This is a genomic window from Nocardia cyriacigeorgica, assembly GCF_010868145.1.
GTDB classification, from domain to species: domain Bacteria; phylum Actinomycetota; class Actinomycetes; order Mycobacteriales; family Mycobacteriaceae; genus Nocardia; species Nocardia cyriacigeorgica_D.
The window spans coordinates 61,936-81,946 of record NZ_JAAGUY010000011.1 but is presented as its reverse complement, the minus strand read 5'-3'; the positions used below and the strand labels follow the sequence as shown (position 1 = coordinate 81,946).

General features: G+C 67.7%; 17 protein-coding genes. 12 read left to right on the top strand and 5 right to left on the bottom strand.

The window, feature by feature from the left end; all coding sequences use genetic code 11:
- Positions 1–118: 118 nt before the first annotated feature.
- Together GV792_RS15315 and GV792_RS15310 are read left to right on the top strand one after the other, a co-directional pair.
- Positions 119–316 (top strand): hypothetical protein, encoded by a 198-nt coding sequence (locus GV792_RS15315; protein ID WP_256668201.1) that lies wholly within the window; start codon positions 119–121, stop codon positions 314–316.
- A gap of 121 nt (positions 317–437) precedes the next feature.
- Entirely contained in the window at positions 438–1,310 is an 873-nt protein-coding gene (locus GV792_RS15310) for a tat pathway signal sequence (protein ID WP_175584396.1), read from the top strand.
- A gap of 69 nt (positions 1,311–1,379) precedes the next feature.
- On the opposite strand, the gene GV792_RS15305 is transcribed toward GV792_RS15310, so the two are convergent.
- Positions 1,380–2,864: a cytochrome P450 gene (locus GV792_RS15305; protein WP_163824773.1), complete on the bottom strand. Its 1,485-nt coding sequence runs from the start codon at positions 2,862–2,864 to the stop codon at positions 1,380–1,382.
- A gap of 228 nt (positions 2,865–3,092) precedes the next feature.
- Between GV792_RS15305 and GV792_RS15300 the strand changes: the two genes are divergently transcribed.
- Together GV792_RS15300 and GV792_RS15295 are read left to right on the top strand one after the other, a co-directional pair.
- The gene (locus tag GV792_RS15300; RefSeq protein ID WP_163824772.1) at positions 3,093–4,589 is read left to right on the top strand and encodes an NAD(P)/FAD-dependent oxidoreductase; all 1,497 of its coding nucleotides are present in this window, start codon (positions 3,093–3,095) and stop codon (positions 4,587–4,589) included.
- Between the two features lie 109 nt (positions 4,590–4,698).
- Entirely contained in the window at positions 4,699–5,562 is an 864-nt protein-coding gene (locus GV792_RS15295) for a hypothetical protein (RefSeq protein ID WP_256668202.1), read from the top strand.
- A 68-nt stretch (positions 5,563–5,630) separates the two neighbouring features.
- Here GV792_RS15295 and GV792_RS15290 read toward each other — a convergent pair whose 3' ends face one another.
- Positions 5,631–7,106 carry an MFS transporter gene (locus GV792_RS15290; protein ID WP_163824771.1) on the bottom strand — a complete coding sequence of 492 codons (1,476 nt, stop codon included), beginning with the start codon at positions 7,104–7,106 and terminating at the stop codon, positions 5,631–5,633.
- A 92-nt stretch (positions 7,107–7,198) separates the two neighbouring features.
- On the opposite strand from GV792_RS15290, the gene GV792_RS15285 reads away from it, so the two are divergent.
- From GV792_RS15285 to GV792_RS15265, 5 genes are all read left to right on the top strand, one after another.
- Positions 7,199–7,885 (top strand): TetR/AcrR family transcriptional regulator, encoded by a 687-nt coding sequence (locus GV792_RS15285; protein WP_163824770.1) that lies wholly within the window; start codon positions 7,199–7,201, stop codon positions 7,883–7,885.
- Between the two features lie 57 nt (positions 7,886–7,942).
- The gene (locus GV792_RS15280) at positions 7,943–8,923 is read left to right on the top strand and encodes a zinc-binding dehydrogenase (protein WP_163824769.1); all 981 of its coding nucleotides are present in this window, start codon (positions 7,943–7,945) and stop codon (positions 8,921–8,923) included.
- Between the two features lie 175 nt (positions 8,924–9,098).
- Positions 9,099–10,208 carry a lycopene cyclase family protein gene (locus GV792_RS15275; protein WP_163824768.1) on the top strand — a complete coding sequence of 370 codons (1,110 nt, stop codon included), beginning with the start codon at positions 9,099–9,101 and terminating at the stop codon, positions 10,206–10,208.
- Positions 10,208–11,113, top strand: coding sequence for a non-homologous end joining protein Ku (gene ku, locus GV792_RS15270; protein WP_163824767.1), 906 nt, complete (start codon positions 10,208–10,210; stop codon positions 11,111–11,113). The genes GV792_RS15275 and ku overlap by 1 nt, the downstream gene beginning before the upstream one ends.
- 29 nt (positions 11,114–11,142) lie before the next feature.
- Complete coding sequence (locus tag GV792_RS15265) at positions 11,143–11,673, top strand: GNAT family N-acetyltransferase (RefSeq protein WP_163824766.1); 531 nt, start codon at positions 11,143–11,145, stop codon at positions 11,671–11,673.
- A gap of 8 nt (positions 11,674–11,681) precedes the next feature.
- Here the strand turns inward: GV792_RS15265 and GV792_RS15260 are convergent, their stop codons facing one another.
- On the bottom strand, positions 11,682–12,155 hold the full coding sequence (locus GV792_RS15260) for a DUF6194 family protein (protein ID WP_163824765.1): 474 nt from the start codon (positions 12,153–12,155) through the stop codon (positions 11,682–11,684).
- A 94-nt stretch (positions 12,156–12,249) separates the two neighbouring features.
- On the opposite strand from GV792_RS15260, the gene GV792_RS15255 reads away from it, so the two are divergent.
- Positions 12,250–12,987 carry a MerR family transcriptional regulator gene (locus GV792_RS15255; RefSeq protein WP_163824764.1) on the top strand — a complete coding sequence of 246 codons (738 nt, stop codon included), beginning with the start codon at positions 12,250–12,252 and terminating at the stop codon, positions 12,985–12,987.
- Between the two features lie 143 nt (positions 12,988–13,130).
- A complete protein-coding gene (locus tag GV792_RS15250) occupies positions 13,131–14,768 on the top strand; it encodes an ABC-F family ATP-binding cassette domain-containing protein (protein ID WP_163824763.1) in 1,638 nt (545 codons plus the stop codon).
- Between the two features lie 96 nt (positions 14,769–14,864).
- Here GV792_RS15250 and GV792_RS15245 read toward each other — a convergent pair whose 3' ends face one another.
- Complete coding sequence (locus GV792_RS15245) at positions 14,865–15,461, bottom strand: NADPH-dependent FMN reductase (RefSeq protein ID WP_309138517.1); 597 nt, start codon at positions 15,459–15,461, stop codon at positions 14,865–14,867.
- Positions 15,458–16,360: an alpha/beta fold hydrolase gene (locus GV792_RS15240; RefSeq protein ID WP_163824762.1), complete on the bottom strand. Its 903-nt coding sequence runs from the start codon at positions 16,358–16,360 to the stop codon at positions 15,458–15,460. The genes GV792_RS15245 and GV792_RS15240 overlap by 4 nt, the downstream gene beginning before the upstream one ends.
- A gap of 135 nt (positions 16,361–16,495) precedes the next feature.
- Between GV792_RS15240 and GV792_RS15235 the strand changes: the two genes are divergently transcribed.
- Positions 16,496–19,711 (top strand): BTAD domain-containing putative transcriptional regulator, encoded by a 3,216-nt coding sequence (locus tag GV792_RS15235; RefSeq protein ID WP_163824761.1) that lies wholly within the window; start codon positions 16,496–16,498, stop codon positions 19,709–19,711.
- Positions 19,712–20,011 lie beyond the last annotated feature (300 nt).

Sequence of the window (20,011 nt, the reverse complement as noted above, 5' to 3'; positions counted from 1 at the left end):
ATACACGACGGGAGTTCGGCCGTGTCATCCAGGGATCGGCGCCACGCTATGCCACAGTCCTTCCCCGGGGAGGAACGGGAGACTGCACCGAAAGGCTGGTTCGCGTTTCATGGATGCGATGGTGATTCCCCTGGTACCGAGAGGCGGATTCACCGTCCGCCGCATCGGTGACCGATGGGAGCTCGTCAACTCGCGCTGCTACGGGCGCACCGTCGTTCTACACTCATGGCCGCGTGATCAGCATGCGGAAGCGTTCGAGCACTGCCACCGTCTCAACGAGGGTGTCACCGCACAGCAGCACGCACTGCAGCGCTGATCGAGGCTGCGAAAGTTCTTGCCGCACAGCGATAACGAAGCCGTTACCACAAGCAGTCGCTGAGCTCAAGACGTGCGTCGAGCGCACGGATATGCCAGTGTGGTCCCTCGTGCGTTTCCCCATGGCCGCTACCGGGGCCGTTCCCCGCGTCGCCGCATCCGCCTGTGTCCTCGCCGCCGCCGCCATCGCGCTTCCCGGTGTGCCCGCCATTCTGCCGACCGCCGCCGCTGCGCCACTGGCGCACACGCAAGCGTGCCTGCCCGGCTTCGACTGCGATATGAGCAGCCGGATCGCCAACGTGAACGCCTACCTGAAGAACCGGCCCGGCGTCACCGGCTACGTGCTGCGCGACCGGGTGTCCGGCGGCGTGTACGCCAACGAGCACGCCGAGGCCTCGGTGTGGACCGCCTCGACGATCAAGCTCGCCATCGCCGCCGACCTGCTCAACCGCGCACGCGTGGGTGCGATCGGCCTGCCTCCCGAGGATCGGGCACTGCTGGAGTCCATGCTGGCCACCTCCAACGATCAGGCCACCGACGTCCTGTGGAACAAGTACGCGGGCCTGGACCGGATGGCCTACAACAACGCCTTCCGCGCCAACGGCATGACCGGCCTGGTTCCTCAGCCGACCAACACGGCCCTGTTCCCCGACTGGTCGTTCCAGAAGTGCACCGCCGCCGACCTGGACCGGCTCATGTCGCATGTGCTCGACCGGATGCATCCCGACGACCGCAACTACCTGCTCGACCGGATGCGCAAGGTCGACATGAACCAGCACTGGGGCGTGTGGGGCGCGGGCTCGGCGATGCGGCCGGGCCTGAAGAACGGATGGTCCGCCGAACAGGGCGGCTGGGTGGTCAACTCGGTCGGCTTCGCCGGACCCGGCGAGCGCTACACCCTGTCGATCATGACGTCCATGGGTGACGCGGGCGGCTACACCGATGGTGCCGACACCGACACCAAGGTCGCCGAAATGCTGCTGGCCGGACGCTAGTCACGGTTGATCGCGTGCTCCAGGTGGGCGACCACCCGGAGCACGCGACTCACGTTCCAGGCGCGCGGTTCAGGTGATGCGCCGTAACCGCAACGGTGCGTCGTCGCGCGGGAACGGGATGGTGGTGAACCCCCACGGCATGCGATACGGGTCCGGGATCGACCATTCGTAGTCACGGACCAGCGCCGCGATGACGGTCTTCACCTCGAAGGTGCCGAAATGCATGCCGATGCACTTGTGCGAGCCCGCACCGAACGGCATCCAGGCCAGCCGATGCGATTTGTCCTCGCGGCGCGGTTCGGCGAAACGTTCGGGATCGAAGATCTCCGGATCGGTCCACAGTTCCGGCAGCAGATGGTTCACCTGGTACGCCAGATCGACCGGCGTCCCCGCGGGAATGTAGTGCCCGCAGATCTCGGTATCGCGCACCGCGCGCCGCACCAGGCCGGGTACCGGCGGCATCAGACGCAGGCTCTCCTTCACCACCAGATCCAGATCACGCATACTTTCGAGTTCAGAAATGGTCGGCGGCGCGCCCTCGCGGTCGGCCGCGCGCACCTCGGCGCGCACCCGTTCCTGCCATTCAGGATGTTTGCCCAGGTAGTAGGCGACGGCAGTGGTGGTGGTCGTGGTGGTGTCATGGGCCGCCATGATCAGGAAGATCATGTGGTTGACCACGTCGGCGTCGCTGAACACCGATCCGTCGGCGTCGCGGGCATGGCACAGCCCCGAGAAGAAATCCGGCTCCTCGCTGCGCCGCTTCTGGGGCAGCATCGCGGTGAAATAGTCCTCGAGCACCTTGCGGCCGCGCAGACCCGCCCGCCAGCGGCCACCGGGCATGGGATGGCGGACGATGGCAAGCCCGGCGTGGGTGCAGTCGACGAACGCGTCGGTCAACCGGCGGCGTTGCGGACCCACATCGGCCGCCATGAATGTCTCACCGGCGATATCGAGGGTCAGTTCCTTGACCGACGGGAAGAGTTTGATCGTGCGGCTCGCTCCGCGCCCCCGCGGCACCCAGCGATCAACGACCTCACGCACCACGGGTGTCAACGAGGACAGATGCGCCTCGAGTCGATCCCTTGTGAACGCCTGCTGCATGATCCGGCGGTGGAACATGTGCTCGTCGAACTCCAGCAGCAGCAAGCCACGCCGGAAGAACGGGCCGATGAAATAGTCCCAGCCCTGGCCGAAATCGCGGCGACGGCGACCGAGCACCTCATCGATGGCCTCTGGCCCCGCGGCCAACACCCGTTCCATGCCGAGTGAGCTGTTCAGCGTGACCGGTCCGTACCGCCGATAGCGATCCATCATTTCGGCCGGCCCCCAGCGCATGTAATGGAGCGCGCGGCCGAGGTAGGGCAGTCCGGCGTCGCCGTCCACCGCGGTCGCAGTGCTGCCGTTGGGCGGGTTGGCGAGCACTCTGCGACGTTCGGGTACAAGGCTCAGCGCCCGATCGATCGGATGCGCACGGGGTATCTCGATGAGCGCGGAATTCTCCGATTCGACACGCACGCGGGCTTTTTCGATGGCGGCACGGTCCACAGTGACCATGGCAGACCTCCCTGGGCGAGGAACCTCCATCGTATTCTTTTCCGGCGCTCTCCGGGCGCTTCACCGGAATCCGGCTTCACTTCGTACAGCGAACAACGGTGAGCGATCGCACCGACACGCGCCGCGAACGGGGATCTCGTCGTGACGATGGCGTGGGCGCCGACTACCGTGTGCCATGTCAGAAACGTTCGGCGGGGTCAACCCCAAGTCTGTCGAGGAGCAGCGACAATGAGCACTGAAACCGTGGAGAACCGTCGTCACCAGGTGGTGGTGATCGGTTCCGGCTTCGGCGGCTTGTTCGGGACCAAGCACCTCAAGAACGCCGATGTCGATGTCACCCTGATCTCCAAAACCTCGACGCATCTGTTCCAGCCGCTGCTCTACCAGGTCGCCACCGGCATCCTCTCGGTCGGCGAGATCGCGCCCGCGACCCGGCTGGTGCTGCGCAAGCAGAAGAACGCCCAGGTGCTGATGGGCGAGGTCATCGATATCGACCTGCGCGACAAGACGGTGACCTCCCGGCTGCTCAACCAGGACACCGTCACCCCGTTCGACAGCCTGATCGTGGCCACCGGTGCGCAGCAGTCGTACTTCGGCAACGATCAGTTCTCCACCTTCGCCCCCGGCATGAAGACCATCGATGACGCACTCGAGCTGCGCGGCCGTATTCTCGGCGCGTTCGAGCAGGCTGAATTGGCGACCACCCAGGAGGAACGCGAACGCCTGCTGACCTTCGTCGTCGTCGGCGCGGGCCCCACCGGTGTCGAACTCGCCGGGCAGATCGCCGAGTTGGCCGACCGCACCCTGGAAGGCACCTTCCACAACATCGATCCGCGCGACGCCAGGGTGGTGCTCGTCGAAGGCGCGGGCGCCGTGCTCGGCCCGATGGGCCCCAAGCTGGGCGGTAAGGCGCAGCGGCGGCTGGAGAAGATGGGCGTGGAGATCCAGCTCAATGCCATGGTCACCGATGTGGACGCACACGGCGTCTCGGTGAAGGACCCCGACGGCACGATCCGGCGTATCGAATCCGCCTGCAAGGTGTGGTCGGCCGGTGTGCAGGCCAGCCCGCTGGGCAAGATGCTCGCCGACCGGTCCGACGGCACCGAGGTGGACAGGGCGGGCCGCGTCGTCGTCGAACCGGATCTGACGATCAAGGGGCACCCGAACGTCTTCGTCGTCGGCGACCTGATGTCGGTGCCGAACGTGCCCGGTCAGGCACAGGGTGCGATCCAGGGCTCGACCTACGCCGCCAAGCAGATCAAGGCGAGCCTCAAGGGCCACGCACCCGAGGAACGCAAGCCGTTCAAGTACTTCAACAAGGGCAGCATGGCCACGGTGTCGCGGTTCAGCGCCGTCTGCCAGGTCGGCAAGCTGGAGTTCGGCGGGTTCATCGCCTGGCTCGCGTGGCTGGCCCTGCATCTGTACTACCTGGTCGGTTACCGCAGCCGGATCATCACCGTCATCCAGTGGTTCGTCACCTTCCTCGGCCGTACCCGCGGTCAGATGGCCGCCACCGAGCAGTGGGTGTTCGCCCGATTGGCGTTGGAGGCCATGAACGGCGAGGACGAAGGCGAAGCCGAAGTGGTGATGTCCGCACTGGGCGATCCCTCCGCGAACAACTGGAAACCCGGCGCCGGGAGCTCGGCGGCCACGAGTGGCGTGGTCACCGACGGTAAGCCCGAGGCCGCGCCGGTCGAGGCCGACAGAACCAGCGCTACCGGCTAACTCTCGGCAATAAGAGCCGTATCGAACGGCCCGTGAATCCACCCATCCGGAGGTGCGCGGAGTCCGAATGTCGAACAGACATCGGACTCATTCCGGATGAAAGGCAATCATGGGCACAGCCAAGCACAGGATGACTCACCCGCAGCGGCAGAAGGTCGGGTCGATCGTCGTGGCGGGCGCGGTTCCACTCGTCATCGCGCTCGTCGGCACGGGCACCGCCACGGCCACCGCACAGCCGGCTCAGCCGGCGGCGATGACCGGCCACTCACCTGCTGCGGCGCATCTCGCCGCGATCGCGGCGGATATCGCCGAACCCGGGGCCGCGACCGCCCCCGAGGCGCTGGCGGCGGCTCCCGGCGCCGCACAGCAGTCCGCGGCCGCACCCGGCGCGCACACCACGCTCGCCTGGTCTCGACCGGTCCCCGACAAGGCCTACCTGGCACCGTTGGGCGGTCTGCATGCACCGACCCAGGTGGCCCCCGTCGCGCCGATCGCACCGCCCCCGGGGCAGCTGCGCTTCGGTGACGTCACCATCGAATCGCCCGCCTGGCTCGACTCACAGCAGGCTGCTCAGGTCAACGATGGTGCGGCCAACGCCGAGGCGGGTCTGGCGACCTTCCTCGACTCCGTCGGTATGGAACGCAGCCGCTCCGACCGGGTGGCGAGCCAGACCATCGGTTCGGCGGCTGTCGGCGCTGTGGCCGGTGCGAGTGCGAGCACTCCGCTGGCAGCGACGTCGGCCGTGGTCGGCGCCGTCGCCGGTTTGATCGCCGGTGTGCCGTTCCTGCCTGCGGGGCTCGTCGCGGGACCGATACTCGGTGCCGCCATCGGTGCCGCGGTGATCACGGTGCCCGCGGCCGCTATCGGTGCCGCCGCCGGGGCCGCTATCGGTGCCGCCGACGCCCTCGCGGCGCCGCCGCACGGTCAGCCGACCGTGGTCCAGCCCGCATCGGGCGGGGTCGTCAACTCCTGACCTCGGCAACGCCGACAACACAATCCAGCCCCTGGCATTGGCGTGCCAGGGGCTGGATTGTCGATACGTCAGCGACCTTTGGGCGTCGCCACCAGGACGATGATCGCCATCGCCACCAGGATCACCGCACCGACCGTCGTGGCCGCATGCATGCCGTTCACGAACGATTCCCGCGCGGCATCGACGATTGCGGGCTGATCACGGTCACGGGCGAGCGTCTCCCCCAACGTCGATTCGAAGTTTCCGCCCGAACGGAACACCACCGCCGCCAACGATCCCAGCAGCGCAAGGCCCAGCGCATTGCCGAGTTCGAAACTGGTCTCCGAGATACCGACGGCCGAGCCCGCTCGTTCCGGCGGCACCGACGACACCGCCACCTCCGACACCAGCGTGAAGGTGATTCCGTAGCCCATACCCGCAATGGTCGATCCGGCGATGTACCACGCCAACCCGCCGTCCACACCGACACCGAGCAGCATCAGATTGCCGATCGCCGAAGCGAACAATGCCATCGCGAAGGTGAGCCGGACCCCGAATCGACGCCCAACCTGCGCACCCGTCATCGAGAAGATGAACACCGCGATCGCCATCGGAATCCCGAGCAGCGCAGCTATCAGCGGGTCTCGGCCGGTGACCGACTGCAGGTAGATGCTGGCCAAATAGCTCATCGCGGCCAGCGACATCATCCCGGCCAGGCTCGATCCGATAGCCACCGAGAACTGCCCGCGGCCGAACAGTCCCAGATCCAGCAGTGGTTCCTTCAAATGCCGCTGCCTGCGCACGAACAGGGTCAGCACGACCACACCGATCAGCCCGGTGACCCCGAACTCGGTATCGATGCCGTGCTCGGCGGCGTGTTTGACCGCATACACCAGTGGCAGGATGCCGCCGATCGACAATGCCACGCTCGGCAGATCCAGCGGTCCGAGCGACGTGGCGCGATGCTCCGGCAGCAGGATCGGGCCGAGCGCGAACAGGATCAGCAGCACCGGCACGTTGATCAGGAAGACCGATCCCCACCAGAAATGGTGCAGCAGGACCCCGCCGATGATCGGACCGACCGCCGAACCACCGGCGAAGAAGGCCGTCCACACACCGATCGCGGTGGCACGCTGTTTGGCATCGGCGAACAGCGTCGAGATCAGCGACAGACTCGACGGCAGCAGCGTCGCACCGCCGATCCCCATGAGTGCGCGCGCTGCGATGAGCACCGCCGCATTGGGGGCGAAGGCCGCGAGCACCGACGCGATACCGAAGACGGCCGCACCAGCCAGCAGAATGCGCCGCCTGCCGATCCGGTCACCGAGGTTGCCCATGGTGATCAGGAGTCCGGCGATCAGGAACCCGTAGATGTCGAGAATCCAGAGCTGTTCAGAAGCCGAAGGGTCCAGATCGACGGTCAAGGTGGGCAGGGCAAGGAACAGCACCGAGACGTCCATCGACACCAACAGCACCGGCAACACCAGCACTCCGAGGCCGAGCCATGCCCGCCGCGAGCTCACGCTCGCGTCCGGGGCGGGCCGCACCGCCTCCACGTTCGTCATCAACGATTTCCTCTCCCTGGCGCGTACGACGTACGCATGAAGTCCGGGTACAGTGTACGCATCCTGGCCGGACATCGAAAGGCAGTCATGGGATGACCGAGCCGAAGCTCACAAAAGCGGCCATCGTCGACGTCGCGATCGAACTGGCCGACAGCGATGGTCTCGACGCGCTGTCCATGCGCCGCATCGCCGATCGCCTCGGCGTCGGCGCCATGTCGCTGTACCGGCATGTCACCAACAAAGACGAGCTCATCGCCGCGATGACCGACGAAGTCGCGGGCCGCTACCCGTACCCGTCGACGGCAGAACGGAACTGGACCTGGCGCGATCGCGTCCGGATCGCCGCCGAGATCGACTGGAACCTCTACCAGCAGCATCCATGGGTGCTACTGACCTTCGCGGTGCCCCGCTACAGCTTCGGACCGAGCAGCATGGGCTGTCTGGCGTGGCTGGTCGAGGGATTCCGGGAACTGAACGTCTCCACCCATGACGCCACCCAGATGTCGTTCGCGGTATGGAACTACATCTCCGGGGCGACCCTGCCGCACATCAGCTCGGCGCTACTGACCAGCAAAGGACTCGACTCCGACGACGAGAACGGCCTGCGCGCACTACTGGCCGGAAGCCCGCTACATCCGGTGCCGCCCGCGTTGGCCGATCTCGAAGGCGCCGACGACGGCCGGTTCGCCCAGGCCGATCTGCTGCAACTCGGTCTGGACGCACTGTGCGACGGTTTCGCCGCGCGGGCCGCGGCGACCTCGGGTGACGCATCGTGTTGACCTGAACAACACTTCAGGTTGAAGGCTGGTGACCGATCCCGATCAACAGGAGCCACCATGCACGCTATCCGTCTACACGCCTTCGGACCGGCCGAGAACCTCAGCTACGACAGCGTTCCCGATCCGGTGCCCGGTGCCGGTCAAGTGCGCATAGCGGTAGCAGCCGCCGGCGTGCATCTCATCGATACCGCGCTGCGCCGCGGCGAGTCCGGGCCCTACCCGGTGCCCGACCTCCCGACGATTCCCGGCCGCGAGGTCGCGGGCACCGTAGACCGGGTCGGCGCCGACGTCGACCCCGCCTGGCTGGGCAAGGCAGTGGTCGCCCACCTTGGCATGGTGCCGGGCGGCTACGCCGAACTCGCGGTGACCGAGGTCGGCACACTCCACGACATCCCGGCGAATCTCGATCCGGCCGCCGCCGTAGCGATCATCGGCACCGGACGCACCACCATGGGCATCCTCCAATTCACCGAACTCGGCCCGGACGACATCGCGATCGTGACCGCCGCGGCAGGCGGTATCGGCACCCTGCTGGTGCAGTATGCGAAGAACGCGGGCGCGATGGTCGTCGGCCTCGCGGGCGGGCCGGCAAAAACCGAACTCGTCCGGAACAACGGCGCTGGTATCGCGATCGACTACCGCGAGCCCGGCTGGCCGGACCAGGTCCGCGAACGTCTCGGCGGCCGATCGGCGACCGTGCTGTTCGATTCGGTCGGCGGGGCGACCACTGCGGCAGGGCTCGACCTGCTCGGCCCCGGAGCCCACCACCTGATCTACGGATGGTCGAGCGGCGAACCCCCGCAGGTATCCGACGCCGAGGCCGACCGGCGCGGCATCCGTTCCGAGACGGTCGTCGGCCCGCCCATGCTCGAGCGGATCGGCGGCGACATCCGCGCGCTCGAGAAGCAGGCGATGGCCGAGGCCGCGTCCGGTCGCTGGAAGCCGGCCGTGAGCCGTTATCCGTTGGCGGAGGCGGCCGCCGCGCATCACGCATTGGAGAATCGCGGCACCACGGGCAAGGTCGTGCTCGAACCCTGACCTCCCGCTGCGCGCGCGGCTGAGTACGCTGCCATCGCCACCGAAGGGAAGGACCCGCCGTGCCCGTCCACGCCGACACCGCCCGGTTCACCACGGCATGGTGTCCGGACAGCGCGCACCGTCGAGTGGCGCCGCCTGCGGCGTCCGACCGCGCGACCTCCGGCGCGGTGCTGCGATGACGCTGGATGTCGTCGTATGCGGGCTCGGCCCGGCGGGTCGGGCGCTGGCGCATCGGTGTGTGGTCCACGGGTTGTCGGTCGCGGTGGTGGATCCGGCGCCCCAGCGGCGCTGGACTGCGACCTACGCCGCCTGGGCCGACGAACTGCCCGCTTGGCTCGGTCCCCGGGTCATCGCGGCAACCGTCGATCGCCCCGTTGCTTGGGGTACCTGGGAGCACCACATCGATCGCCGCTACGCCGTCCTCGACACCGAACGGCTGCGCGAGTCACTCGATATCGCCGGTGCCGAGGTGCACACCGATCGCGCGATAGCCCTCACCCGCGACAGCGCAACCCTGGCGTCCGGAACGGTGCTCCGAGCCGAACGCGTCATCGATGCGCGTGGTCTGGCCCGCTCTCCGTCGCGAGCCGAGCAGACCGCCTACGGCGTCGTCGTCGACGCCGACCGGTGCACGGGGATGACGTCGCTGTTCATGGACTGGCGCCTCGACAACGGTGCCCCGGCCGGCGCGCCCCGGTCATTTCTCTACGCGGTGCCGCTGGGCGAGGACTCCGTGCTGTTGGAAGAGACCTGTCTGGCCGGACGCCCCGCACTCGGTCCGACCGAACTCGCCGACCGCCTGCTTCAGCGCTTGCGTGCGCGCGGCATCCCCGTCGACGGTAGTGAGCGCGTCGAGCGGGTGCGGTTCCCGGTCACCGGCGGCAGGCCAGGACGATTCCGATTCGGCGCGGCCGGCGGATTCATTCATCAGGCCACCGGGTACAGCGTCGCCGCCGCCCTCACCGCCGCGGATTCCGTCGCCGCAGCAGAATCGCCGTGGCCGCCGACGGCCCGCGTCGTCCACCGGTTACGTGAAGCCGGGCTGCGCGCCCTGCTGGCGCTCTCACCGGCCGATCTGCCCGTATTCTTCGACGCCTTCTTCGACCTTCCGCAGGAATTACAGCGGGCGTATCTCTCCGGCCGTACCGACATGACGGGCACCATCTCCGCCATGCGCACGCTTTTCGCGCACTTACCGCGTCCGCTACAGATCCGGATCGCGGCAGCGACACTCCGGTTACCGGTTAGCGAGCGCGGTCGGCGAGGTTCGTCCATGATGGAGTGATGCGGTCAATCTGGAAAGGCTCGATCGCGTTCGGGCTGGTTAACGTCCCGGTGAAGGTCTACACCGCCACCGAGGATCACGACATCAGATTCCATCAGGTCCACGCCAAGGACGGCGGCCGGATCAAATACGACCGTGTCTGCACGGTCTGCGGGAATTCGGTGCAGTATGCCGATATCGACAAGGCCTACGAATCACCCGACGGTGACAAGGTGATCCTGACCGACGAGGATTTCTCGAAACTGCCGGTCGCCGAGAAACACGAAATCCCGGTGCTGCAATTCGTGCCGTCCGACCAGATCGATCCGATCCTGTTCGACAAGACCTACTATCTCGAGCCCGATTCGACCACCCCCAAGGCCTACGTGCTGCTCGCCGCCACCCTCGAACGCATCGAACGCACCGCACTTGTGCATTTCACGCTCCGACAGAAGACGCGCCTAGCGGCACTGCGGGTGCGCGAGGGCATGTTGGTTCTCCAGACGCTGCTGTGGCCCGATGAGGTGCGTTCGGTGTCGTTCGAGTCGCTGGAGAATGCGACCAAGCCCCGTCCGCAGGAAATCAAGATGGCCGAGACACTCGTCGATTCGATGTCGGAGGATTTCGATCCGGGCGAGTTCACCGACGAATACCAGATCGAGCTCAAACGAGTGCTCGACGAGGCCATCGCCAGCGGCACCGGCAAGGTCGCCGAACAGCCCGAGGCCGAACCCGCCGCACAAGATGCCGAGGTCGTTGATCTGGTCGCCGCATTGCAACGCAGCCTGGAAGCCAGCGGGCGCCGCTCCGACGATGGCAAGGAGCGCGCAGCACCCGCGAAGAAGACCGCCACAAAGACCGCGAGCAAACGCGCACCGGCCAAGAAAGCGGCTGCCAAGAAGACGGCAACCCGCAAAGGCGCCTGATTCGCGCATACCGCTGGCAAACTATTGGCATGGACCCCGCCATCGCGATCGTCCCCATGGGCCTCGGCCATCTCCGTCAGGTCCTCGACCTCGGCCATGAGGTCTACGACACCTCCGTCAAGCCCTACACCTCATGGTCGCTGACCTCGGTCGCCGAGCATCTCGACAGCCCCGACAACGCATGCTGGGTCGCGCTCGACTCCGATCGGGTCGTCGGGTTCGTGCTCGGCTCCATGGAATTCGAGCTGCGTGATGACTGGGGCTACCTGGAATGGATCGCTGTCGCCCCGGATATGCAGGGCCACGGGATCGCGGGCAGGCTCGTCGAGGCCTGCTGTAACGCGCTGTTCGAGCGCGGCGCCCGCCGCATCGTCACCGATGTCGAATCGAGCAACGAGGCGTCGGCGAAACTGATGTCGCGCAACGGCTTCGGGGCGTCGACCACCATCACACTGTTCGTCCGCGCCGACCCCGCCGAGCCCGAGCTCGACGCCGACTCCCCCGACCTGTCGCCGTCGATCAAACGCAACCTCGCCCGTACCGGACGTCTGCGCCGCTGACGCGCCGGTCAGCTCTCCGTTGCGCCGGTTCGGCGGTCGTAGCGCGAGCGCGCCCGGTCGTAGGCTTCCCGGAGCAGTTCGCGCACCGTCTCGCCGGTTCGTTGCCCCGGATTCACCACCGCGAGCCAGCCAACGGTGCCGTAGACGGGGTGGGCCAGCACCGTGTCGGTGGCGGCGAAGTCGGCGTCGGTGTCGGCTTCCCGTGGTGCGTGGCCGGTCCAGCGGGTGAACGATTCCTTGCCCGCAGCGATATTGACGCGGAACGCATCCGGGCGGTCGAGGTCGGAAGCCTCGTCACCCGGATAGTTCTTGGTCACGATCGTCGCGAAGGGCTGTGTCGTGGTTGGTATGACCCCGCTGGGTGAGTAGTAGAAGAAGCTGTCGCCCCAGGCGATTTCGGGTGATCCGTCGCCGGGGCCGGGCCGCAGGGTCAGTACGCCGTCGAGGCCTGCTACGAAGTCGATGATCTCGTCGATGGTCATGCGCTCCAGCGTTTCATTAAAGTGCTTGTGGAGACTCGGTCGAAGAATTCCGCAGGTAGTCAAGGAAGCATATGCGCAAACCCTCCATTCGCCGATGAGGACTGTCGATGTCGCGCGGCGCGCCGGATACTCCGTGCAGCAGGTGCGCGATCTCGAACGCAACGGGGTTCTGCCCCCAGCGGCACGCACCGCCGCGGGCTATCGCAACTACGGCGAGGTCCATGTGCACTCTGCGTTGGCCTACCGGGCCCTGACCGAGGCCATCGGCCCGGCCGAGGCGAAAGCCATCATGCGCGCGGTCCATCAGGCGCCGATCTCGAAGACCGTCGCCCTCGTCGATGCCGCCCACGCCGGGCTCGACCGCGAACGCACCGACCTGCGATTGGCGAAGGCCGCCGCCGCGGCGATCTCGGCCGAACCGATCACCGACGTCCGTCCCACGGATGCGATGAGCGTGTCGGAGCTCGCCGCGGCGCTCGGCGTGCGCCCGTCGACCTTGCGGCACTGGGACGCGGAGCGGCTGGTCGTTCCCGACCGTGTCACCGCCACGGGCACCCGTCGCTACTCTCCCGCCCAGGTTCGCGATGCCCGCATCATCCATCAGTTGCGCAGCGCGGGCTACCGCATCGACACCTTGCGCGCGCTGGTCCCGAATCTCCTACGCGGCCACCCCTCCGAACCCATCGCGGCGGCGCTAGCGGCACGCGAGGCGAGCATCACACACCGTTCCCATGCCCTGCTCGACGCCGCCGCCGCGCTCAGCGCTGTCCTCTCGCATGCCCGCGCATCTGCGGAGGGTGCGGATTCGGCTGCTATGGTCGATCGGGAGTAAATCGCACAGGGAGTACCGGCATGGTAGGTGAACTCGACATCTCCGGGGTTACCCGGCTCTGACGGCCACCAGCAGGCGCACGGCGCCGCTGTCGTGGCCATGTCGCCGTTCGTCTTCACCCACCTACCTCTGAGGTCTCATCCATGTCCGATGCCTATATCGTCTGCTCCACCCTCACTTTCACCTGGCCCGACGACACCCCGGTGTTCCGTGACCTGTCGTTCAGCGTTCCCGGCGGACGCACCGGATTGGTCGCACCGAATGGCGCGGGCAAATCCACCCTGCTGCGTCTGATCGCAGGCGACCTCCAACCGATCGCAGGCAGTGTCTCGGTCGACGGCGTGCTCGGCTATCTACCGCAGACCCTGCCGCTGACCGGTGATCTCACCGTCGCCGAAATCCTCGGTATCGCACCGATCCTCGCGGCCTTGGATGCCGTCGAATCCGGCGACCCCAGTGAGGAACACTTCACCACGATCGGCACCGACTGGGATATCGAGGAGCGCACCCGCGCCCAGCTAGACCGGCTCGGCCTCGGTGACATCGCCTTCACGCGCAGGCTCCACACGCTCAGCGGTGGCCAGATCGTCTCGCTCGGGCTCGCAGCGCAACTGCTGCGCAGGCCCGATGTCCTGCTGCTCGATGAACCGACCAACAACCTCGACCTCGCCGCCCGGCGCAAGCTCTACGACGTGCTCGGCGACTGGAGCGGGTGCCTGCTGCTGGTCAGTCACGACCGCGCGCTGCTCGACCGAATGGATCGCATCGCCGAGCTCCACAGCGGCGACATACGGTTCTACAGCGGCGATTTCACCGAATACGAAGCAACGGTCCGGGCCGAGCGCGAGGTCGCCGAGAAGAACATCCGCACCGCCGAACAGGAGGTCAAGCGGGAGAAACGCGAGTTGCAGCAAGCGCGCGAACGCGCCGCGCGCCGGGCGAGCACCGCCGCCCGCAACCTCGGCAACGCCGGACTACCGAAGATCTTCGCCGGGACGATGAAACGCAACGCGCAGGAGTCGGCGGGCAAAGCCGACGAAACACACAGCGCCAGGGTCGAGGCCGCCAAGTCGAAGCTCGACGAGGCCGGGCGGGCATTACGCGCCGAACAGAAGATCGCCCTTGAACTGCCCGGTACCGATGTGCCGGCCGGACGGACCGTCTTCCTCGGGGAGCAGATGCGGTTCGGGTTCGGCGACCGCGAGATCTTCACCGGTGGCGGCGCCGAGCTGGCCATCCGCGGTCCCGAACGGATCGCCTTGACCGGCCCCAACGGTGCTGGCAAATCCACCCTCTTGCGCCTCATCCACGGCGATCTGGCCCCTGAGTCCGGGTCGATCAGCCGCGCCGAAGGCCGGGTCGCCTACCTGTCTCAACGACTCGACCTGCTCGATCTCGACCGCAGCGTCGCCGGCAATCTGGCCGCGTTCGCCCCGAACCTGCCCGATGCACAGCGAATGAATCTGTTGGCGCGCTTCCTGTTCCGCGGCTCCCGGGTCCAGCTACCGGTCGGCGCGCTGTCCGGCGGTGAACGGTTGCGCGCCACCCTGGCGTGCGTGCTGTTCGCCGATCCGGCACCGCAGTTGCTGCTGCTGGACGAGCCGACCAACAATCTCGATCTGATCAGCGTCGGCCAGCTGGTGAGTGCACTCGATGCCTATCGGGGCGCGTTCGTGGTGGTCAGCCACGATGAACGCTTCCTCGCCGATATCAGGATCGAGCGCTGGCTGGAGCTGTCCGATGGCAGTCTCCGCGAGGTCACCGCACCCGATCCGACCTGATAGGCCAGGTATCGGCGACCGAGGTACAGTCGTCGACGTCGTGCGCCGGCCAGACCGGCCGCTGACCGTGTCCGAGCGCCTTCCGCCACCCCGCGGTCACGCAACGAACGGCGTGGCCGCCCGCGCGGTCCGCAACGCATGTCCCCACCAGGTCAGCTGGTCGAGCGCGTCGCTGACGAGCTCGTCCAGCTCGGCGTCGCGGCGCGGCCAGCCGCCGTCGGGGCCGAATCGCTGCCAGGCCTTCGCAATGGTGACGGCCCGGCGGATGGGTACGGCGTTCAGCTCACCGAACACCTGGCGCAGGTGCGCGGTGGCGGCGCCGACATCGGCGTCACGCCCGTAGCTGACCACGGTCACCGGTTTCGCCGCCCATTCCACGCCGTACCAGTCGATGGCGTTCTTCACCGCCGCCGGATAGCTCCGGTTGTACTCGGGGGTCACCACCACGAAGGCATCCGCGACGGCCAGCCGGGTCCCCAGCTCCCGCACCGTTCGGGGCGGGAGCTCGTCGTGGTCGGTCAGCTGATCGGGCAGGCCTGCGGTGGCCAGGTCGACCCGATCCAGCTCCAGCTCGCGTCTGCGGTGCACGCAGCCGCCGAACCAGTCCGCCACGGTCGGCGCGAACCGGCCGGTGCGGATGCTCCCGACGATCATCACCACCCGCAGTCGGTCGGGCGAGATCGTTGCGCTCACGGCTGGTCCTCGACCGGGGCGTCGAGGAACGCGGGCAGGATGGGCAGCAGCAGGTCGGGTCGGTGCACAAGGGTGATGTGCGAGGTGCCGGGCAGGATGGCCAGCTGCGAGTCGGGCAGCCCCGCCGGAGTGTCGCCCATGATGCCGCCGCCGAAGAGCCGGAACATCTCCACGGCGTGTTCGGGACGAACAATGTCCGAATCGCCGATCACGGTCAGGGTGGGTGCGGTGATCGTGCGGACGTCCTCGGGCGCGAAGCTCGGCAGACCGTTCTGGTCATGGTCCTTCACCCGAGCGACCAGCTGCGGAAAGTCCTCGGGTCGCGGCGCGTTCTTCAGATAGTCCTGGTGGAACGGCGAACCGTGCAGCTGCTCGGGGGCCAGTTCGGCAAGTCCATCCATCATGCCGGGATGCATCGCCTCTTCGCCGAGGCCGCCTGCCAGCAGGATCTGCTTACGCACCAGCTCGGGGTGTTTCAGCGTGATCTCCAATGCGACGCCTGCGCCCATGCTGTAGCCGAGGAGGTCGGCCCGTTCGACACCGATCCCACGCAGTAGCGCCACCGTGTCCTCCGCCATCTGCGGAGTGCGCAGCGGCCGATCGGTATCGGCGGTGCGACCGTGCGCCTGCTGTTCGATCGCGATGACCTGCCTGGAGGCCGACAGTTCGGGGATCAGGTCGCCGAAATCGGTGCCGATGCCCGAGAGCGCACCGTGTAGTAGCACCAGCGGCGGCTGCTCGGTCTTGTCGCCGTGCACTTCGTAGTACATCCTCAGGCCATTCACCTCGGTGTAGGCGCCCGGCTCGGCGGGGGCGGCCTCTGATGTCTCGCCACCGCATGCGGTCAGCAGTGCGGTCGCGGCGATCGCGGCGGCGGTGAGGAGGGCGATGCGCTTCATGTCGATGTCCTTCGCTGTCGTTGTTGCGGTGTTGTCATCGACTCTGGCCGGGACACCTTCCGGTTTGTTTACGGTCGGTTGCCGCTGACCTCCGATGCGGCCGGAAGACCTCCGCGCGTTCGCTACGCTCACCGCATGCGTTTCGGTGTGCTCGGTCCGTTGACGGTGTGGACGGACGAGGGCGCCGTCGTGGCTGTTCCCGGCGCGAAAGTGCGTATGCTGCTGGCCGATCTGCTGGTGAACAGCGGCAGGCCGGTCTCGGCCGACCGTCTCGTCGACGACATATGGGCCGATGATCCACCCGGCAATCCCGCGGGCACGCTGGCCGCGAAGGCCTCTCAGCTGCGCCGAGCGCTCGAGGACGCCGAACCCGGCGGCCGCGATCTCGTCGTCTCTCCGCCGCCCGGCTATCGTCTGGCCGCCACCGACGTCGACGCGCTGCGCTTCCGCGCGCTGCTGGCCAGCGCACGCGAGGCCACCGACACCAGGGGCACGATCCGCGCCCTCACCGAGGCGCTCGCGCTGTGGCGTGGGCCCGCGTTCGCCGATTTCCGCGACGCCGAATTCGTCCGGCCGGCCATCGCACGCTTGGAGGAGCAGCGACTGGTCGCGGTCGAGGAGCTGGCCGAAGCCCGTCTGGAGATCGGAGAATATCGCGAAGTGGCGGGCGATCTCGCGGAGTTCGTCGGTGATCATCCCCTGCGCGAACGGCTGCGGGCGGCGCACCTGCGTGCCCTCTACGGTGCGGGACGCCAGGCCGAAGCACTCGACAGCTACGAGGACCTGCGCCATCGCCTCGCCGACGAGCTCGGCCTCGACCCCAGCCCGGAACTTGTTGCCCTGCAACGATCCATCCTCGGGCAGGAACTGACGGTCGTCGCGGCACCGGACCCCGCCCGCGTGCGATCCGCACCGGGCAACCTTCGTGCGCAGCGCACCGATCTCATCGGGCGCGACGCCGATATCGCCGCGGTGCGGGCGGCCGTCTCCGAGGCACGCATGGTCACGTTGACAGGCCCGGGCGGGGTCGGCAAAACGCGGCTGGCACTCGCTGCCGCGGCGGCGCTGACCGAGCGTTTCCGGCACGGCGTGTGGCTGGTCGAACTGGCGCCACTGCAATCGACTGCTGGCGATGGCCTCGGATGGCTCGCCGAGGCGGTGGCACGGGTACTCGGCGCGAGTATCGATGACGGCGACCCCGCCGAGCAGCTCTGCGACGCCCTCGCCGACCAGGAGCTCCTGCTCGTGCTCGACAACTGCGAGCACCTGGTCGACCGGGCAGCCGATCTCACAGAACTGCTCCTCGGCGCGGCACCGGGTGTGCGGGTGCTCGCGACCAGCCGCGAGCCGTTACGCCTGCCGGGCGAGGACGTTGTCGCGGTGGAACCGCTGGTGGTGCCCGACCGAGACACCGACCTCGCCGAACTCGAACAGTGCAGTGCCGTAGCGCTGTTCGTGTCCCGCGCCCAGGCCAACGCACGCGAGTTCCGGGTCGACGCCGATACCGCGGAGGCCATCGCCACTCTGTGCCGCCGTCTCGACGGCATCCCGCTCGCGCTCGAACTCGCCGCCACCCGGGTACGCGGGCTTGGCATCCACGATATGGTCGCCCGGCTCGACGATAGGTTTCGGCTGCTCGCCACCGGACATCGCGGCGCGCCGCCACGTCAGCAGACCCTGTCGGCGATGATCGCGTGGAGCTGGGACCTGCTCGACGATGCGGAACGCACCGTGCTGCGCCGCCTGGCCGTACATGCTGGTGGCTGCACCCTGGGGGCCGCCGAAATCGTCAGCGCAGGCGGCGCCGAGCTCGCCGACGAGGGCGTCGACCGCGCCGCGGTGGCCGATGTCATGGCACGGCTGGTGGACCGATCCCTCGTGCAGACGAGCGGCCGCCGCTACCGGCTCCTGGAGTCGGTCTCCGCCTTCAGCCTCGATCGGCTCGCCGAAACCGGCGAGCTCGACGCCGCCCACGCAGCGCATCGCCGGTACTACCTCGACCTGGCCGAACGCGCGATGCCCGAACTACACGGCGCGGACCAGCAACGGTGGCTGCGCAGCCTCGACAGCGAAGACGCCAATATGTGTGCGGCGATGGACGGGTTCCTCGCGGCCGGCGATGCCGAATCCGCGCTGCGGCTGACGAACGCGCTGTCCTGGTACTGGATGCTGCGCGGGCGGCTGAGCGAAGCGCGACGCCGGATCGACTCCGCCCTCGCCCTCGGCGGCGCGCAGGCCTATCGCGCACCGCTGAAGAGTAGGCGTCTCGCCTTCGCCTTCCTGCAGGGTGAATTCACCGACGCGGCCGCACAGCGACGTGCGGCGCTGGATGCCTACAGCGAGGTCGACGATCCGGCCGGATATGCCAGGGCCGCAGCGGTTCTCGGCTTTGCGGCCGTAGAGTCCGGCGATCCGGCCGACCTGGAGCCCTCCCTCACGCAGGCGTTGACCGTCTGCGAGGCCCTCGGTGATCGGTGGGGAGCCGCCACAGCACATATCGCGCTGGCCAAAACGGCACACAGTCGTTCCGATTTGGCACAGCTGGACCAGCACGCCCGGACGGCCGCACGGATGTTCACCGAGATCGGCGATCGTTGGGGCCGGCTGCAAGCCACCGAATGGCTCGGCGCCCTTGCCGAGTTGACCGGTGATCTCGCCGCCGCCGCCGAGATCCATACCGAGGCCCTCAGACTGGCCAAGGAGCTGGACATGTGGGGGCAAGTGAGCTCACATCTGTGCTGGCTCGGCTGGATCGCCATGCAGCGCACCGACTTCGGACAGGCGGTCGAGCTGGCGGATCGCGCAGCCCGGGTGGCGACCGAACACGGCTACGGCCAGGGACGGATCTTCGCCTCGGTCGTGCAGGCTTTCACCGCCCGCCGCGACGGCAGACCCGAGGAAGCCGAACGCCTGCTGCGTGAGCTGCTGGCCATGGTCCCACCCGAGGCCGACGAGACCCCACTGTTCCAGCCCATGCTCGAAGTCGAGCTGGGCTATCTGCTCGAAGAACGCGGTGAGGCAACCGCGGCGCTGACATTGCAGCTGAGCGCATTCGACGGCGCGCAGCGCTTGGCGGCACCACGCGATATCGCCATGGCCCTCGCCGGTGCCGCCGCGGCCGCAGCCGCCCTGGAGCAGTTCGACATCGCTGCCCGAGTGCTCGGTGCCGCGGCAGCGGTCCGCTCGGCGAATGGGATCCCGCTGCTGCCTGCCGAGCTGCCGGATGTCGACCGTCCCGCCACGGTCGCGCGCCGGGCGCTCGGCGCGCAGGCGTTCGACACCGCCCATGCGACAGGATCCACTCTGCCCACCGCTGAAGCGCGGGCGCTTGCGGAGACCGCCCTCCCGTAACGCATGCCGATTACGTCGTCGCTCGATAGGCTCGATGCGCCCAGCTACTCAGACCCGGCCGAGCCGGGAGCGGTAGCCGATCGTGTGCTGACTACGGAGGGCCGCGCACTCCACCGCACATAACCGCATCTGGTATCCCCGGAACAGATCACACTTCCCAGCCCCGGCAACACCATCGCCACCAGGGACGGGGAGGTTGCGAACACGAAACAGTGCTATGCCCAATACTTCTCGGGCAACACGCCGACGCCGAATATTCCGGATGTCCAGCGTCTTGCCGGGTTTGCCGGTATGTTACCT

Excerpts from the sequence above, each read along its gene's own strand:
- GV792_RS15315 (WP_256668201.1), top strand. The coding sequence starts at position 119 with ATGGTGATTCCCCTGGTACCGAGAGGCGGATTCACCGTCCGCCGCATC.
- GV792_RS15310 (WP_175584396.1), top strand. The coding sequence starts at position 438 with ATGGCCGCTACCGGGGCCGTTCCCCGCGTCGCCGCATCCGCCTGTGTC.
- GV792_RS15305 (WP_163824773.1), bottom strand. The coding sequence starts at position 2,864 with ATGGTCACTGTGGACCGTGCCGCCATCGAAAAAGCCCGCGTGCGTGTC.
- GV792_RS15300 (WP_163824772.1), top strand. The coding sequence starts at position 3,093 with ATGAGCACTGAAACCGTGGAGAACCGTCGTCACCAGGTGGTGGTGATC.
- GV792_RS15295 (WP_256668202.1), top strand. The coding sequence starts at position 4,699 with ATGGGCACAGCCAAGCACAGGATGACTCACCCGCAGCGGCAGAAGGTC.
- GV792_RS15290 (WP_163824771.1), bottom strand. The coding sequence starts at position 7,106 with ATGACGAACGTGGAGGCGGTGCGGCCCGCCCCGGACGCGAGCGTGAGC.
- GV792_RS15285 (WP_163824770.1), top strand. The coding sequence starts at position 7,199 with ATGACCGAGCCGAAGCTCACAAAAGCGGCCATCGTCGACGTCGCGATC.
- GV792_RS15280 (WP_163824769.1), top strand. The coding sequence starts at position 7,943 with ATGCACGCTATCCGTCTACACGCCTTCGGACCGGCCGAGAACCTCAGC.
- GV792_RS15275 (WP_163824768.1), top strand. The coding sequence starts at position 9,099 with ATGACGCTGGATGTCGTCGTATGCGGGCTCGGCCCGGCGGGTCGGGCG.
- ku (WP_163824767.1), top strand. The coding sequence starts at position 10,208 with ATGCGGTCAATCTGGAAAGGCTCGATCGCGTTCGGGCTGGTTAACGTC.
- GV792_RS15265 (WP_163824766.1), top strand. The coding sequence starts at position 11,143 with ATGGACCCCGCCATCGCGATCGTCCCCATGGGCCTCGGCCATCTCCGT.
- GV792_RS15260 (WP_163824765.1), bottom strand. The coding sequence starts at position 12,155 with ATGACCATCGACGAGATCATCGACTTCGTAGCAGGCCTCGACGGCGTA.
- GV792_RS15255 (WP_163824764.1), top strand. The coding sequence starts at position 12,250 with ATGAGGACTGTCGATGTCGCGCGGCGCGCCGGATACTCCGTGCAGCAG.
- GV792_RS15250 (WP_163824763.1), top strand. The coding sequence starts at position 13,131 with ATGTCCGATGCCTATATCGTCTGCTCCACCCTCACTTTCACCTGGCCC.
- GV792_RS15240 (WP_163824762.1), bottom strand. The coding sequence starts at position 16,360 with ATGAAGCGCATCGCCCTCCTCACCGCCGCCGCGATCGCCGCGACCGCA.
- GV792_RS15235 (WP_163824761.1), top strand. The coding sequence starts at position 16,496 with ATGCGTTTCGGTGTGCTCGGTCCGTTGACGGTGTGGACGGACGAGGGC.